The sequence below is a fragment of the Yoonia sp. 2307UL14-13 genome, from assembly GCF_037572755.1.
In the GTDB taxonomy this organism is placed as follows: domain Bacteria; phylum Pseudomonadota; class Alphaproteobacteria; order Rhodobacterales; family Rhodobacteraceae; genus Yoonia.
In genome coordinates this window covers 25,814-38,797 of record NZ_JBBIFZ010000008.1, presented here as the reverse complement: position 1 = coordinate 38,797, position 12,984 = coordinate 25,814, and the positions used below count along the sequence as shown (strand labels likewise).

13 protein-coding genes are annotated in these 12,984 nt (G+C 59.0%); 6 read left to right on the top strand and 7 right to left on the bottom strand.

Annotation, left to right across the window (positions count from 1 at the left end):
- From V8J85_RS16830 to V8J85_RS16800, 7 genes are read right to left on the bottom strand one after another with little or no spacing between them, the layout of a single operon-like run.
- Window positions 1–852 carry an ABC transporter permease gene (locus V8J85_RS16830; protein ID WP_339954934.1) on the bottom strand — a complete coding sequence of 284 codons (852 nt, stop codon included), beginning with the start codon at window positions 850–852 and terminating at the stop codon, window positions 1–3.
- Window positions 849–1,769, bottom strand: a complete 921-nt coding sequence (locus tag V8J85_RS16825) for an ABC transporter permease (RefSeq protein ID WP_339954933.1) — start codon at window positions 1,767–1,769, stop codon at window positions 849–851. Before V8J85_RS16825 ends, V8J85_RS16830 begins: the two co-directional genes overlap by 4 nt.
- 51 nt (window positions 1,770–1,820) lie before the next feature.
- Entirely contained in the window at window positions 1,821–2,597 is a 777-nt protein-coding gene (locus tag V8J85_RS16820) for an ABC transporter ATP-binding protein (protein ID WP_339954932.1), read from the bottom strand.
- Window positions 2,594–3,082 (bottom strand): hypothetical protein, encoded by a 489-nt coding sequence (locus V8J85_RS16815; RefSeq protein ID WP_339954931.1) that lies wholly within the window; start codon window positions 3,080–3,082, stop codon window positions 2,594–2,596. Before V8J85_RS16815 ends, V8J85_RS16820 begins: the two co-directional genes overlap by 4 nt.
- Window position 3,083: 1 nt before the next feature.
- Window positions 3,084–4,538 (bottom strand): dihydropyrimidinase, encoded by a 1,455-nt coding sequence (gene hydA, locus V8J85_RS16810; RefSeq protein ID WP_339954930.1) that lies wholly within the window; start codon window positions 4,536–4,538, stop codon window positions 3,084–3,086.
- Between the two features lie 54 nt (window positions 4,539–4,592).
- On the bottom strand, window positions 4,593–4,988 hold the full coding sequence (locus V8J85_RS16805) for a hypothetical protein (protein WP_339954929.1): 396 nt from the start codon (window positions 4,986–4,988) through the stop codon (window positions 4,593–4,595).
- Window positions 4,985–6,235: a Zn-dependent hydrolase gene (locus V8J85_RS16800; protein WP_339954928.1), complete on the bottom strand. Its 1,251-nt coding sequence runs from the start codon at window positions 6,233–6,235 to the stop codon at window positions 4,985–4,987. The genes V8J85_RS16805 and V8J85_RS16800 overlap by 4 nt, the downstream gene beginning before the upstream one ends.
- Window positions 6,236–6,407: 172 nt before the next feature.
- Between V8J85_RS16800 and V8J85_RS16795 the strand changes: the two genes are divergently transcribed.
- The 6 genes from V8J85_RS16795 (at window position 6,408) to urtD (ending at window position 12,982) form a co-directional block, all read left to right on the top strand.
- Window positions 6,408–7,016, top strand: coding sequence for a TetR family transcriptional regulator C-terminal domain-containing protein (locus V8J85_RS16795; protein WP_339954927.1), 609 nt, complete (start codon window positions 6,408–6,410; stop codon window positions 7,014–7,016).
- Window positions 7,017–7,288: 272 nt separating this feature from the next.
- Window positions 7,289–8,575: an urea ABC transporter substrate-binding protein gene (gene urtA, locus V8J85_RS16790; RefSeq protein ID WP_445285918.1), complete on the top strand. Its 1,287-nt coding sequence runs from the start codon at window positions 7,289–7,291 to the stop codon at window positions 8,573–8,575.
- A 70-nt stretch (window positions 8,576–8,645) separates the two neighbouring features.
- Window positions 8,646–10,592 (top strand): urea ABC transporter permease subunit UrtB, encoded by a 1,947-nt coding sequence (urtB, locus tag V8J85_RS16785; protein ID WP_339954926.1) that lies wholly within the window; start codon window positions 8,646–8,648, stop codon window positions 10,590–10,592.
- Between the two features lie 188 nt (window positions 10,593–10,780).
- The gene (locus V8J85_RS16780) at window positions 10,781–11,056 is read left to right on the top strand and encodes a hypothetical protein (protein WP_339954925.1); all 276 of its coding nucleotides are present in this window, start codon (window positions 10,781–10,783) and stop codon (window positions 11,054–11,056) included.
- A 25-nt stretch (window positions 11,057–11,081) separates the two neighbouring features.
- Window positions 11,082–12,245, top strand: coding sequence for an urea ABC transporter permease subunit UrtC (gene urtC / locus V8J85_RS16775; protein WP_339954924.1), 1,164 nt, complete (start codon window positions 11,082–11,084; stop codon window positions 12,243–12,245).
- Window positions 12,242–12,982: an urea ABC transporter ATP-binding protein UrtD gene (gene urtD, locus V8J85_RS16770; protein WP_339954923.1), complete on the top strand. Its 741-nt coding sequence runs from the start codon at window positions 12,242–12,244 to the stop codon at window positions 12,980–12,982. The genes urtC and urtD overlap by 4 nt, the downstream gene beginning before the upstream one ends.
- The last annotated feature ends 2 nt before the right edge of the window (window positions 12,983–12,984 follow it).

Below are 12,984 nucleotides of genomic sequence, written 5' to 3'. Positions count from 1 at the left end.
TCATCTGCGTTGTGACGGGTGCCAGAATGTCACCCGGCCCTCGATCCAGGCCATCAATCCGTAAAATGCGCTGCCTGCCAGCGCGGCTACGACAATTTCGGCCCATACAAGATCAAGTGCAAGCTGCCCGACCGATGTTGATATACGAAAACCCATGCCAACGGTGGGGGAGCCGAAGAATTCAGCAACGATAGCCCCGATCAGGGCCAATGTCGTCGATATTTTGAGCCCGTTGAAAATGAAAGGCATGGCGGCGGGCAAGCGCAGCTTGAACAGGGTCGCCCAGTAACCCGCCCCATAAGTCCGCATCAGGTCCCGCTGCATCGCCGTGGTGTCACGCAGCCCGGCAACCGTGTTCACGAGGATCGGAAAAAAAACCATGACGCCCACGACAGCTGCCTTGGACTGCCAATCGCTCCCCAGCCATTTGACGAAGATGGGAGCGGTGCCGACGATAGGAAGCGCCGCCATGAACCCACCGACGGGCAGGATACCCCGCGTCAGAAAGTCAGACCGGTCTGCAAAGATTGCGACAGCAAAAGCAGCAAGCGCGCCTATGATATATCCCGTCATGGCGCCCTTGATGATCGTCTGCATGAAATCCGCCCAAAGCAACGGAATTTCCTGACTGAACCTTTCTGCGATGGCGGTGGGCGGGGGCAGAATGACGGGGCTGACCTCTAACAGCCGGACCAGCACTTCCCACATGATCAACAACGTCAGCCCAAAGATCGCTGGTATGAGCAGCTTGACCACTTTCGTTCCCGTCGCTGGGCCATTGGCGAGGCGCGCATTCACGAACCAGCCTGCGCCCCAGACCGCGAGGGCCGATATGAAAGCCACGCCTGTCATGCCGCCTGCATGCCCATACGGCGCAGGGTGAGACGTTCAAGGAAGCTGAACAGACCCACCAAAGCCGCTGCTGTGATCGCTGCCGCAAAAAGTGCGGCCCACGTCACGATCGGCTGGCCATACTGATCACCTACCAACATCCGCGCGCCGAACCCGGCCCGTGCGCCGGTTGGTAGTTCAGCGACAATAGCGCCGACCAGTGACGCAGATATCCCGATCTTCAGCGATGCAAAGAGGTAGGGAACCGAGGCAGGCAAGCGTAGTTTCCAGAACCCCTGCACCGCGCTCGCACTGTAGGTGCGCAGCAAATCAAGCTGCATCCCGTCCGGGCTCCGCAGACCCTTGACCATGCCGACCACCACGGGGAAGAAACTCAGATAAGCGCTGATTACCGCCTTGGGCAGCAGCCCCTGCACCCCGATCGCCCCCAGCATCACGATAATCATCGGCGCCAGCGCAAGGATCGGGATCGTCTGGCTGGCAATCGCCCACGGCATCACGCTCATATCCATCGCCCTGTTGTAAACGATGCCCACGGCAAGAAGAATGCCAAGCCCGGTGCCGATGGCAAAACCGACCAGGGTCGCCGACAACGTCACCCATCCATGATAGACAAGCGACCGGCGCGAGGTGATCCGCTTCTCAAAGATCGTATCCCACATCTCGGCCCCGACCTGATGAGGGGATGGCAAGCGCGGGCGTTCCAGCGTATAGGTCCGGCTGATCAGACCGAGGTTCTGCAATGTCAAACCCATCCCCGAATAGGCCTGCCGTTCAGCGGGCGTCGCCGGGCTGACCGCAATATCCTCCCGCTGCGCTTGATCCGCGGTCAGATGCATGTTCATCGGGATCACGGCCAGAACCCAAAACGCCATGATCGCGGCAACGACTGTCAGGATAGGCAGCACCGACCTCATGCCGCCCCACCCTTATCATCTTGCCAAAAATACTCCCGCCGGAGGCAATCCCTAGTCATCCACATGTCCCGCCCGCAGGCCATCACGCACCCGGTGCGCAATCTCGATAAATTCCGGCGTATCGCGAATATCCAAGGGCCGCTCTTTCGGCAGCGAGCTTTCGATCACATCCGTAATCCGCCCTGGACGCGGGGACATCACGACGATCTTGGTCGACAGATACACCGCCTCTGGGATGGAGTGGGTCACGAACCCAATCGTCTTCTCTGTCCGCGCCCACAGGTCGAGAAGCTGCTCATTCAGATGATCGCGCACAATCTCATCCAGCGCGCCGAAAGGTTCGTCCATCAGCAGGATATCGGCATCAAAGGCCAGTGCCCGCGCGATGGAGGCGCGCTGCTGCATGCCGCCCGACAACTGCCAGGGAAACTTCTTCTCAAACCCCGCCAGATCGACGAGGTCCAGAACCCGTTTCACCCGCTCTGCCTGATCTGCTTTCGAAAACCCCATGATCTCCAGCGGCAGCCGGATATTCCCCCCAATCGTACGCCAAGGATAAAGCCCCGCCGCCTGAAACACATACCCATAAGCCCGCGCCCGCCGCGCCTCATCTGGTGTCATGCCGTTGACAGTGATCTCACCGCCCGTTGGTGTCTCAAGGCCCGCGATGCAGCGGAGAAAGGTGGTCTTGCCGCAGCCGGATGGGCCAATGAAGCTGACGAAATCACCTTTCGCAATATCGAGGTTCACGTCCTTAAGGGCGTGAATGGGGCCGTCATTGGTTTGGAAGGTCAGATCGAGGCTTGTGGTAGAAACGACAGTGCTCATTCAGTTGGCACCATCAGGACTTGCGTGCCAATAACGGCGACGATGATTGCGCCGGCTGCAAAGTGCCGGGTGACAAGGAAGTCGAGACCTCCCCCTACTCCAATGGCAAAGCCAAGTAGAAGGTCCGTCACCACAGCGACAGAAATAGTGACAAGAACGGCGGTACAAAGTGCGCAGATGCGAGGCGGAATATGATAATCTAACAGGCTGGACACGACCAATCGCCACAAAGTAAATCCCATCACAAAAGCCAAGACCAACGTCGGTATCAGAAGTAACAAACCGAAGGTAAATTGGATTGTCAGAAAGCCGCCCAACCCTTGCAAAAGTTCCATCAAGGAAATCTGAACATCGGATCCGCCAGGAGAATTGAAGTGGCCCACTATCACAAAAGAGAGAAAAGGACCAAACAGTACGGCGAGCGCCGCAACCAAGACAAACCGCAGCTCGGACAGATGGTTTTGCTTGGATACCACAGCGCCCAATCTACACCCCCGTCGCCGGAATACCCGTCCGCTCAACCGGCATCGGTGCGGTCAGCGCTTTCCACGACGACAGCGCTTTGTTGACTGGCGTATTTGCCTCGCGCTTCACGAATTTCCCGTGCCCTTCCTGTGTCCGGACCTCGCCGTCATGCACCGCCACATGGCCGCGCGTCAGGGTAAAGCGCGGCAGGCCCGTCACTTCTTTCCCCTCGAACACGTTGTAGTCGATGGCTGATTGCTGGCTGCCCGCCGTGATCGTCTTCGACTTCTCCGGGTCCCAGACCACCAGATCGGCATCGGCCCCAACTAGCACCGCGCCCTTTTTCGGATAGCAGTTCAGGATCTTCGCGATGTTGGTCGAGGTCACGGCGACAAACTCGTTCGGCGTCAGCCGCCCGGTCTTCACCCCATGGGTCCAGAGCATCGGCATCCGGTCCTCAAGCCCGCCAGTCCCGTTCGGGATTTTCGAGAAATCGCCAACGCCCGTCCGTTTCTGTTCGGTCGTGAACGCGCAATGATCCGTCGCCACCACCGACAGGGACCCCGCCTGCAGCCCGGCCCAGAGGCTATCCTGATGCTGCTTGTTCCGGAATGGGGGCGACATGACGCGGCGCGCGGCGTGGTCCCAATCCTTGTTGAAATACTCGCTTTCATCCAAGGTCAAATGCTGGATCAGCGGCTCACCCCAGACGCGCTTGCCCTGCTGACGGGCCCGGCGGATGGCCTCATGCGCCTCCTCGCAGGACGTATGGACCACATAAAGCGGCACGCCCGCCATATCGGCGATCATGATGGCGCGGTTCGTCGCTTCGCCTTCGACCTGAGACGGCCGTGAATAGGCATGCGCCTCCGGCCCGGTATTCCCCTCGGCCAGCAGTTTCGCCGTCATCTCGGCCACCACATCGCCGTTTTCGGCGTGGACCATGGCGATCGCGCCCAGTTCGGACAGGCGGTTGAAGCTGGCAAACAGCTCATCATCATTCACCATCAGCGCGCCCTTGTAGGCGAGGAAGTGTTTGAACGTGTTGATCCCCCGGTCCTTCACGACCGTTTCCATGTCATTGAACACCTGCTCGCCCCACCATGTGACAGCCATGTGGAAGGAATAATCGCAGTTCGCGCGGGTCGATTTGTTGTCCCAACGCTTGATCGCATCCAGCAGGCTTTCGCCCTGATTGGGAAGGCAGAAATCGACAACCATCGTGGTGCCGCCAGCGAGGCCCGCACGGGTGCCGGACTCGAAATCATCGCTGGAATAGGTGCCCATAAACGGCATCTCCAGATGCACATGCGGATCAATACCGCCGGGCATGACATAGCAACCGGTCGCGTCCAGTTCCTCGTCCCCCTTCAGGTCCGGGCCGATTTCGATAATCTTGCCGCCGTCGATCAGGACATCCGCCTTGTAGGTCAGATCATGCGTGACGATAGTGCCGTTTTTGATGACTTTGGTCATTTTGTCTTCCCTTCAAGATACGATTGGGACAAGCCAAGAATTACTGATAGCCGACTACGCATCCCCTGTCCTGACTGCCGATATCCAGACCAGAACGATTTGGACTAATGAGAAAAGAAACAGGAATGCCAAAAAACTTCTCGATGCGATGAAAACCCATGCTTCAGCGTAGGTCGAAGGCAAACCCAACATGTCGCGAAATTCAACAACACCTGATGCCAATAAAAAAGCAAGTAAGACTGCTGCGCCGGCTGAGATCACTAAAGCATCGAGCTTTCGAATAAAGAGCAGGCTGGTGAAGGCCATCAATACAAAAGGTAACCCTGTTGCTATCGCAAGTGCGCCACCTATCAAAAAACCAACAGATGCATCCACAAAATACCCCCAAGCTAGAAGCATCACTATGGCAAATAAATACATTAGCGGGAGAAAATCCTTGGCAACCGTCACCCCACAATCTCCGCCGTCTCGACGACCGCGTGGAACAGTACATCCGTCCCGGCCCGCGCCCATTCGGGGCTGATCTCTTCCGCCTCGTTATGGCTCAGCCCGTCCACGCAGGGGCACATGACCATGGAGGTCGGGTAGAGGTCGTTGATCCAGCAGGCGTCATGCCCTGCACCTGACACGATATCCATATGGCTGTAGCCCAGCCGCTCTGCCGCGTTGCGCACGGCCGCCACACAGCCCTCATCAAAGGCGGGCGGGTCGAATTGGCCGACGATTTCGGCCTCAAAACTCACCCCGATCTCTTCGCAGAGTTTCGGCGCCCGCTCCATCAATTCATCTACCATCCCGTTCAGCTTATCCAGCAGATGCGTGCGCATATCGACGGTAAAGACCACCTTGCCGGGGATGATATTGCGGCTGTTGGGATGGACGTCGATGTGGCCGATGGCCCCCACCGCGTTGGGCTGGTTCTTCATCGCGATCTCGTGGACGAGTTCGGTGATCAGGGCGAGGCCGCGGCCAGCGTTCTTGCGCATATGCATCGGGGTAGAGCCCGTGTGGCTTTCCTTGCCCGTCACCGTGCATTCGATCCAACGCAGGCCCTGCCCGTGGGTGACGACACCGATATCCTTGCCCTCGGCCTCTAAAATCGGGCCTTGCTCGATATGCAGTTCAAAGAAGGCATGCATCTTGCGGTCGCCGACCTTCTCGTCGCCTTTCCAGCCAATGCGTTCTAGCTCGTCACCGAAGCGCTTGCCATCCGCGTCGACACGATCAAATGCCCATTCCAGCTCATGCTTTCCCGCAAAAACGCCCGAGGCGAGCATAGCCGGGGCGTAGCGCGTGCCCTCTTCATTCGTCCAATTGGTGACGACAATCGGATGCTTGGTCTTGATATCCAGATCGTTGAGGGTGCGGATGATCTCCAAGCCGCCAAGCACGCCCAGCACGCCATCATACTTGCCACCCGTCGGCTGGGTATCCAGATGCGAGCCGACATAGACCGGCAGCGCATCCGGGTCCGTCCCCTCGCGCCGCGCAAACATATTGCCGATCTCATCCACACCCATGGTGCAACCGGCCTCTTCACACCATTTCTGGAACAGATGCCGACCCTCGCTGTCTTCATCCGTCAACGTCTGGCGGTTATTCCCGCCCGCAATCCCGGGGCCTATCTTGGCCATTTCCATCAGGCTTTCCCAGAGCCGCTCACCATTGATACGCAGGTTCTCTCCGGGTGCGGCCATGGTATTCTCCAATCGCTAAGGCAGTCTTGATTTGACCAAGCGGTCAAAGGAACGCTATCAGAGGCGCATAAGCAGTCAAGTTTTCCGCGCAAAAGACAGGCGGATGCAAATTGATGATGCATCGCCGCCGTAATTTCGATGACCACGCCTGAAAATTGAGCAGGGGAGCCGCATGGCCAAGTCACTCACCCGCATTCAGCAACGCAACAGGTCGGTGATCATGGATGCGGGGCTGGACATGTTTTCGCAACATGGGTTCAAGGGGGCGACGCTTGATCAGATCGCCGACGCGGCAGGGTTGTCCAAACCCAATCTGCTCTACTATTTCCCATCGAAAGAGGCGATCCACACGGCCCTGCTTGAACGTCTGCTGGAAAACTGGCTGGACCCGCTACAGGCGCTGGACGGTGCCGGCGACCCGGTGACCGAAATACTGGCCTACGCCCAGCGCAAATTGAAAATGAGCCGCGACTATCCCCGCGAAAGCCGCCTTTTCGCCAATGAAATCCTGCAAGGCGCCCCACGGATCAAAGATATCCTCGGCACCGACCTCAAGCAGCTTGTCGACACAAAGGCCGACATCATCCGGGGCTGGTCTGCGACAAATAAGATCGCCCCGATCGACCCGTACCACCTGATCTTTTCGATCTGGTCGTTCACCCAGCATTACGCCGATTTCGATGTGCAGGTGCGCGCCGTATTGGGCAGCGACGATCCGTTCGACGGGGCCAGCGCCTTCCTCGAACACGTGATCACGCGAATCCTGTCGCCCAATAATTGATCATTTGCCCCGATTTAGGGCGATTTTTTACGCATGCGCTGATAATCTGACCAAAGCCCCCATGGGTTTGATTGAAAGCGCGCCAAAACAAAACTGACAGTTGCGACGCCGGGCGATTGGGGGACGACGTTTGCCAAAGCCGGGTGTGTGACAACCGGACGACTTCGAACCCCGACCGGCCGCCACACGATGCGCAACACGAGTTGCGAGAGGTCATGTGGGACGTCATGCCATGGCATGCAAGCTCTGTGATCCTTCGCAGGGAGAACTTTATGAAGAATTTAACCAAAGCCGCCGTCAGCGCTGCCGCCCTAATGACATTTGGCCAAACGGCGTTTGCACAGGATTGCGCCGACCCGATCAAGGTTGGCGTGCTGCACTCGCTGTCCGGGACGATGGCGATTTCGGAAACCACGCTGAAAGACACCATGCTGATGCTCATCGAACAGCAGAACGCCGCGGGCGGCGTTCTGGGCTGCGAAATCGAAGCGGTGGTCGTCGACCCCGCTTCCGACTGGCCGCTTTTTGCGGAGAAAGCCCGTGAATTGCTGACCGTGAACGAGGTTGACGTGATCTTCGGCAACTGGACCTCGGTGTCGCGAAAATCGGTTCTGCCGGTGATCGAAGAATTGAACGGTCTTCTGTTCTACCCCGTTCAATACGAGGGCGAAGAAAGCTCTAAAAACGTGTTCTACACCGGCGCGGCCCCGAACCAGCAGGCCATTCCTGCCACAGATTACTTTCTCGAAGAATTGGGCGTCGAGAAATTCGCTCTGCTCGGCACCGACTATGTCTATCCCCGCACAACGAACAACATCCTTGAGGCGTACCTGAAAGATGCGGGAATCCCCGAGGACGACATCTTCGTAAACTACACCCCCTTCGGCCATTCCGACTGGGCCACCATCGTTGCAGACGTTGTCGCATTGGGTGAAGATGGCAAGCAGGTCGGCGTGATCTCGACTATCAACGGTGACGCCAATATCGGCTTTTACAAGGAACTCGCTGCCGCTGGCATCAGCGCTGACGACATTCCCGTCGTGGCGTTCTCGGTGGGTGAGGAAGAACTGTCCGGTCTCGACACCTCCAACCTCGTCGGTCACCTCGCTGCCTGGAACTACTTCCAGTCCGCTGAAAGCGACGCGAACACCGAGTGGGTCGCCGCCTGGAAAGAACGCATGGGCGAAGACCGCGTGACCAATGACCCGATGGAGGCCCACTATGTCGGCTTCAACATGTGGGTGAACGCGGTCACCGAAGCGGGAACCACCGACGTGGACGCCGTGCGCGACGCCATGTACGGACAGGAATTCCCCAACCTGACTGGCGGCACTGCCTTGATGTTGCCCAACCATCACCTGGCCAAACCGGTTCTGATCGGTGAAATCCAGGCTGACGGTCAATTCGACATCATCAGCCAGACCGAAGAAGTCCCCGGCGACGCCTGGACCGACTTCCTGCCTGAATCCGCGGTCCTCAAATCCGATTGGCAGGAACTCGGTTGCGGTATGTACAACACCGAAACCGAAACCTGTGTTCAGCTGACGTCCAACTACTGAACCCGCCCCGCCGGGGCTGCATCCACGCAGCCCCGGACCTCGCTTTGGCGCGACCGGAAAGACCCCCAATATGCTCCGTTTCTTACTCGTAGGGCTGTTGTTCCTGCATCTCCCGGTCATGGCCGCCGCACAGGATTTGCAGGCGATCCTGCAAACCCACGCTGAAGAGGTCGCCAAACCGTCCCGCCGATCCGTCGGCGTGGTGCTGGACGACCTGATCGCATCGGCTAACCCCGCCGTTCCCGAAATGCTCCGACGCTGGCAAGCGAAAGAGCTTTATCGGCGCGACGATGACGGCCTGTTCTTCTATGTCGAAGACTTTGATGACACTCTAAACCTGATCGACATCGAAACAGGTGAAATCGCCGCGGCCGACATCTCCAAAGACCTCATCACCGAAATCAAACCCAATGGCGGCGTTCGACGCGAGATCGGGACAGCACTTGTTCAATTCGAATTGTCCGACCCAAATCCGACGCAGCGGGCTCGCGCTCTGGCCGCCATCGGGCGGAACATGGAGGCCACGCATCTCGACCCCTTGCTCGCCTCGCTCGAGGGCGAGGATGACCTGATCCTTCTGGATCGCAAGAAACGGCTCATCACCTATCTCAGCGCGCGCTTCGCGGAGGAAACAGAAACGCGGATCGCGGCGATCGAAGACCTGGCCGACGATCTCAGCGTCGAAGGCCGCGCTGCCCTTTCACAAATCCTGCGCAGCGATTTGGTCGCCATCGAAACGCTACCCGAAGATGCCAACATCGCGAGGAAAGTCACGCCCGGCAGCGATGAACTGTCAACGGCAGAGGCCTATGCGATGCTTGTCGCCGAAGATGCCGCGCCACCACTCATCACCAATGATGCCATCCGCGCGGCCCTGACACGCCATATCATGGATGGTCGGGTCGGTGGCGTCGCCTTGCAGGCGCTCGATACATGGCCCGCTCGATATCAGGCCTACGATGCTCTGGTCGCCGAAGGGCTGGAACCACCCGGCGTGACCGAGGCCGATGTCGCCAGCACGCTCGAAAACTGGACCTTCGCCGAAATCTACGATGAGGACGACCCGGCCATCACCGACGCCGCACAGGCAGCACAAGCCACCATCGAAACCCGCGTCGTCGCCAATCAGATGGCCGACCTGGGGCTTGACGCCATCTCGCTCGCCTCCATCTACTTCCTCGCCGCGATCGGCCTCGCCATTACCTTCGGTGTGATGGGCGTCATCAACATGGCCCATGGCGAATTCATCATGATGGGCGCCTATACCGGCTATGTCCTGCAACTGATCATCCCCGACTACACCTTGTCCCTGATCGTGGCCCTCCCCACCGCCTTCGCCATCACCTTCGCGGCCGGTGTCGCGATGGAGCGGCTGGTCATCCGCTGGCTTTACGACCGCCCGCTGGAAACGCTGCTCGCGACATTCGGCATCTCCATCGCCCTGCAGCAGCTGGCCAAGAACATCTTCGGCACACAGGCGCGCCCGCTGACATCACCCGATTGGCTCGACGGAACCTGGGTCATAAACGAGGTCGTGCAAATCAGCTATATCCGCATCGCGATCTTCGTCCTCGCGCTTCTGTTCCTGGGCCTGCTGTTGTTCATCCTCAACAAAACCCGGCTGGGGCTCGAAGTCCGCGCCGTCACCCAAAACCCGCGCATGGCCGCCGCCATGGGGATCAACCCCGACAAGATCAAAATGCTGACCTTCGGCCTCGGCTCGGGCATTGCTGGCATCGCAGGTGTCGCCATCGGGCTCTACGCCAAGGTCACCTCCGAGATGGGGTCCGAATACATCGTCCAAAGTTTCATGACCGTCGTGGTCGGCGGCGTCGGCAATGTCTGGGGTACGCTCGCAGGCGCAGGCATGATCGGCATCCTGCAAAAAGGGATCGAGTGGCTGAATCCATCGAACACGCTGGCGGCACAAACCTACATGATCCTCTTCATCATCCTGTTCATCCAATTCCGGCCCAAGGGCATATTCGCCCTCAAAGGCCGCGCCGCAGGAGACTGATCCCATGCTTCTTTTGTTCATAAATACCTTGGGGGTGTCTGAGGGGGCAACGCCCCCTCAGCGTGGCGACGCGCGCAGCGCGGCGCAAAACCTCGCTCACCAAAATACAAAGTTGATAAAATTAGTCAGAAATACTACTCCGCTGACAGCGCCGGGGCTCATCTCGCCGCAAAACCCATCAGGAGTATATGATGAAACGACTTACCATCGCAGCGACCTGCCTGCTCGCCGCCACTGCGGCGCAGGCGCAGAACGCCTGCCCACTCAGCTACGACATCTTCGAAATCGGCGTCCCGCATACGGATATGGACACCTGCCCGGACAGCATGGCAGCCGAGGGCACCTATTGTCGCCTGTCACTGGTGGCAGAGGTCGCGACCATCTTCGCCTTCTCGGAAGAGACAGACTGCCTCGTCACCTCACAGGCCTATTACGACGACCAGTTCACGCTGACCATCGAATAACCCCCTCCAACCCGAGGGCACGGACATGACAGCCAGCTTCACAGCCCGCAATCCGTCCGTCCTTTGGTTCCTCCTGATCCTTTCGATCTTCACCCTGACGGTCACAATCCTGTCCGAGGCCACCGGCACCGGCCTCATCTCGACCTCATTCGTCAAAACGCTGGGCAAAACCCTCTGCCTCTGCCTCGTGGCCATCGCGATGGACGTCATCTGGGGTTATTGCGGCATCCTCAGCCTCGGCCATTTCGCATTCTTCGGGCTCGGCGGCTATGCCATCGGCATGTGGCTGATGTATGCCCGGACCGAGATCATCGTGACTGGCAGCATGTCCGGGAACGTCATCCCACCCACCCCGGACGAGGTCAGCAGTGCAATCGCCAACCAAATCTTCGGCGTCGTGGGCGCATCCGAATTCCCACTCATCTGGGCATTCTCAAATAGCCTCGCGTTCCAACTGGCCATGGTCATCCTGGTCCCCGGCCTGCTCGCCCTCATCTTCGGCTGGCTGGCATTCCGCAGCCGGGTCACCGGCGTCTATCTGTCGATCCTGACCCAGGCGATGACCCTCGCGCTCGCGCTCTACCTTTTCCAGAACGACAGCGGTTTGCGCGGCAATAACGGCCTTTCGGGCCTGCAGAACATCCCCGGCTATCAGGACGTCTCTCAAGCCCAACTCTCCATCATCTTCTTCTGGGCCTCCGCCATCGCGCTTGGCGCGGGCTACGTCATGTTCGCCTGGGTTCTGCGTGGTAAGTTCGGCAGCGTGATCCGCGCCATTCGCGATGACGAGGCACGGGTGCGGTTCCTCGGCTACCACGTGGAAAGCTACAAACTCTTCGTCTTCACCCTCACCGCCGTCGTCGCCGCGGTCGCGGGCGCGCTCTATTACCCCCAAGCTGGCATCATCAACCCCGCCGAACTTGCCCCCATCGCCTCGATCTACCTCGCCGTCTGGGTCGCCATCGGCGGGCGCGGGCGGCTCTATGGCGCGGTCATCGGCGCGGCCTTTGTCTCGCTCCTGTCAAGCTGGTTCACCGGCGGCAGCGCACCAGACATCAACCTCGGCTTCTACACAATCAACTGGACAGATTGGTGGCTCGTCCTCCTGGGCTTCTCCTTCGTCGCGGTCACGCTCCTCTTCCCCGGCGGGATCGGCAGCCTGTTCGACAAGTTGGGCCGCAAATCATGAGCACGCTCCTCGAACTCTCCGGCGTGTCCGTTTCCTTCGATGGCTTCAAAGCGATCAACAACCTGTCCTTCCAGATCGGTGAGCCTGAGATGCGCGCCATCATCGGCCCCAACGGTGCTGGCAAGACCACTTTTATGGACATCGTCACCGGCAAAACCAAACCGGATGAAGGCACCGTTCTCTGGGGCGAGAAAAGCATCTCACTGGTCGGCATGAACGAAAGCAGCATATCGCGCGCGGGGATCGGGCGGAAGTTTCAGAAACCAACGGTGTTCGAGGCGCAAACCGTGCGAGAAAACCTCGCCATGGCACTTCGCAACCCGCGCGGCCCCTTGGACGTCCTGTTCTACCGCAAGAACGCAGATGGGACCCGTCGGATCATGGACGTCGCCGAACAGATCGGCCTGACCGATGAACTACAGCGCCCCGCTGGCGAACTCAGCCACGGCCAAAAGCAATGGCTGGAAATCGGGATGTTGCTCGCACAGGAACCTCGCCTTCTGCTCGTCGACGAACCCGCTGCGGGCATGACCCCGGCAGAGCGCGAAAAGACCACTGAAATCCTGACCGATGCCGCCAAGACCCGTGCCGTTGTCGTTGTAGAGCATGACATGGAATTCGTCCGCCGCCTGAATTGCAAGGTCACCGTCCTGAACGAGGGGTCGGTCCTGGCCGAGGGCAATCTTGATCACGTGACCAAGAACCCCGACGTCATCGACGTCTATCTGGGGCGCTAAGC

What these genes read in the sequence shown, in the direction of transcription:
- V8J85_RS16830 (WP_339954934.1), bottom strand. Translation starts at nt 852, where the DNA reads ATGACAGGCGTGGCTTTCATATCGGCCCTCGCGGTCTGGGGCGCAGGC.
- V8J85_RS16825 (WP_339954933.1), bottom strand. Translation starts at nt 1,769, where the DNA reads ATGAGGTCGGTGCTGCCTATCCTGACAGTCGTTGCCGCGATCATGGCG.
- V8J85_RS16820 (WP_339954932.1), bottom strand. Translation starts at nt 2,597, where the DNA reads ATGAGCACTGTCGTTTCTACCACAAGCCTCGATCTGACCTTCCAAACC.
- hydA (WP_339954930.1), bottom strand. Translation starts at nt 4,538, where the DNA reads ATGACCAAAGTCATCAAAAACGGCACTATCGTCACGCATGATCTGACC.
- V8J85_RS16800 (WP_339954928.1), bottom strand. Translation starts at nt 6,235, where the DNA reads ATGGCCGCACCCGGAGAGAACCTGCGTATCAATGGTGAGCGGCTCTGG.
- V8J85_RS16795 (WP_339954927.1), top strand. Translation starts at nt 6,408, where the DNA reads ATGGCCAAGTCACTCACCCGCATTCAGCAACGCAACAGGTCGGTGATC.
- urtA (WP_445285918.1), top strand. Translation starts at nt 7,289, where the DNA reads ATGAAGAATTTAACCAAAGCCGCCGTCAGCGCTGCCGCCCTAATGACA.
- urtB (WP_339954926.1), top strand. Translation starts at nt 8,646, where the DNA reads ATGCTCCGTTTCTTACTCGTAGGGCTGTTGTTCCTGCATCTCCCGGTC.
- V8J85_RS16780 (WP_339954925.1), top strand. Translation starts at nt 10,781, where the DNA reads ATGATGAAACGACTTACCATCGCAGCGACCTGCCTGCTCGCCGCCACT.
- urtC (WP_339954924.1), top strand. Translation starts at nt 11,082, where the DNA reads ATGACAGCCAGCTTCACAGCCCGCAATCCGTCCGTCCTTTGGTTCCTC.
- urtD (WP_339954923.1), top strand. Translation starts at nt 12,242, where the DNA reads ATGAGCACGCTCCTCGAACTCTCCGGCGTGTCCGTTTCCTTCGATGGC.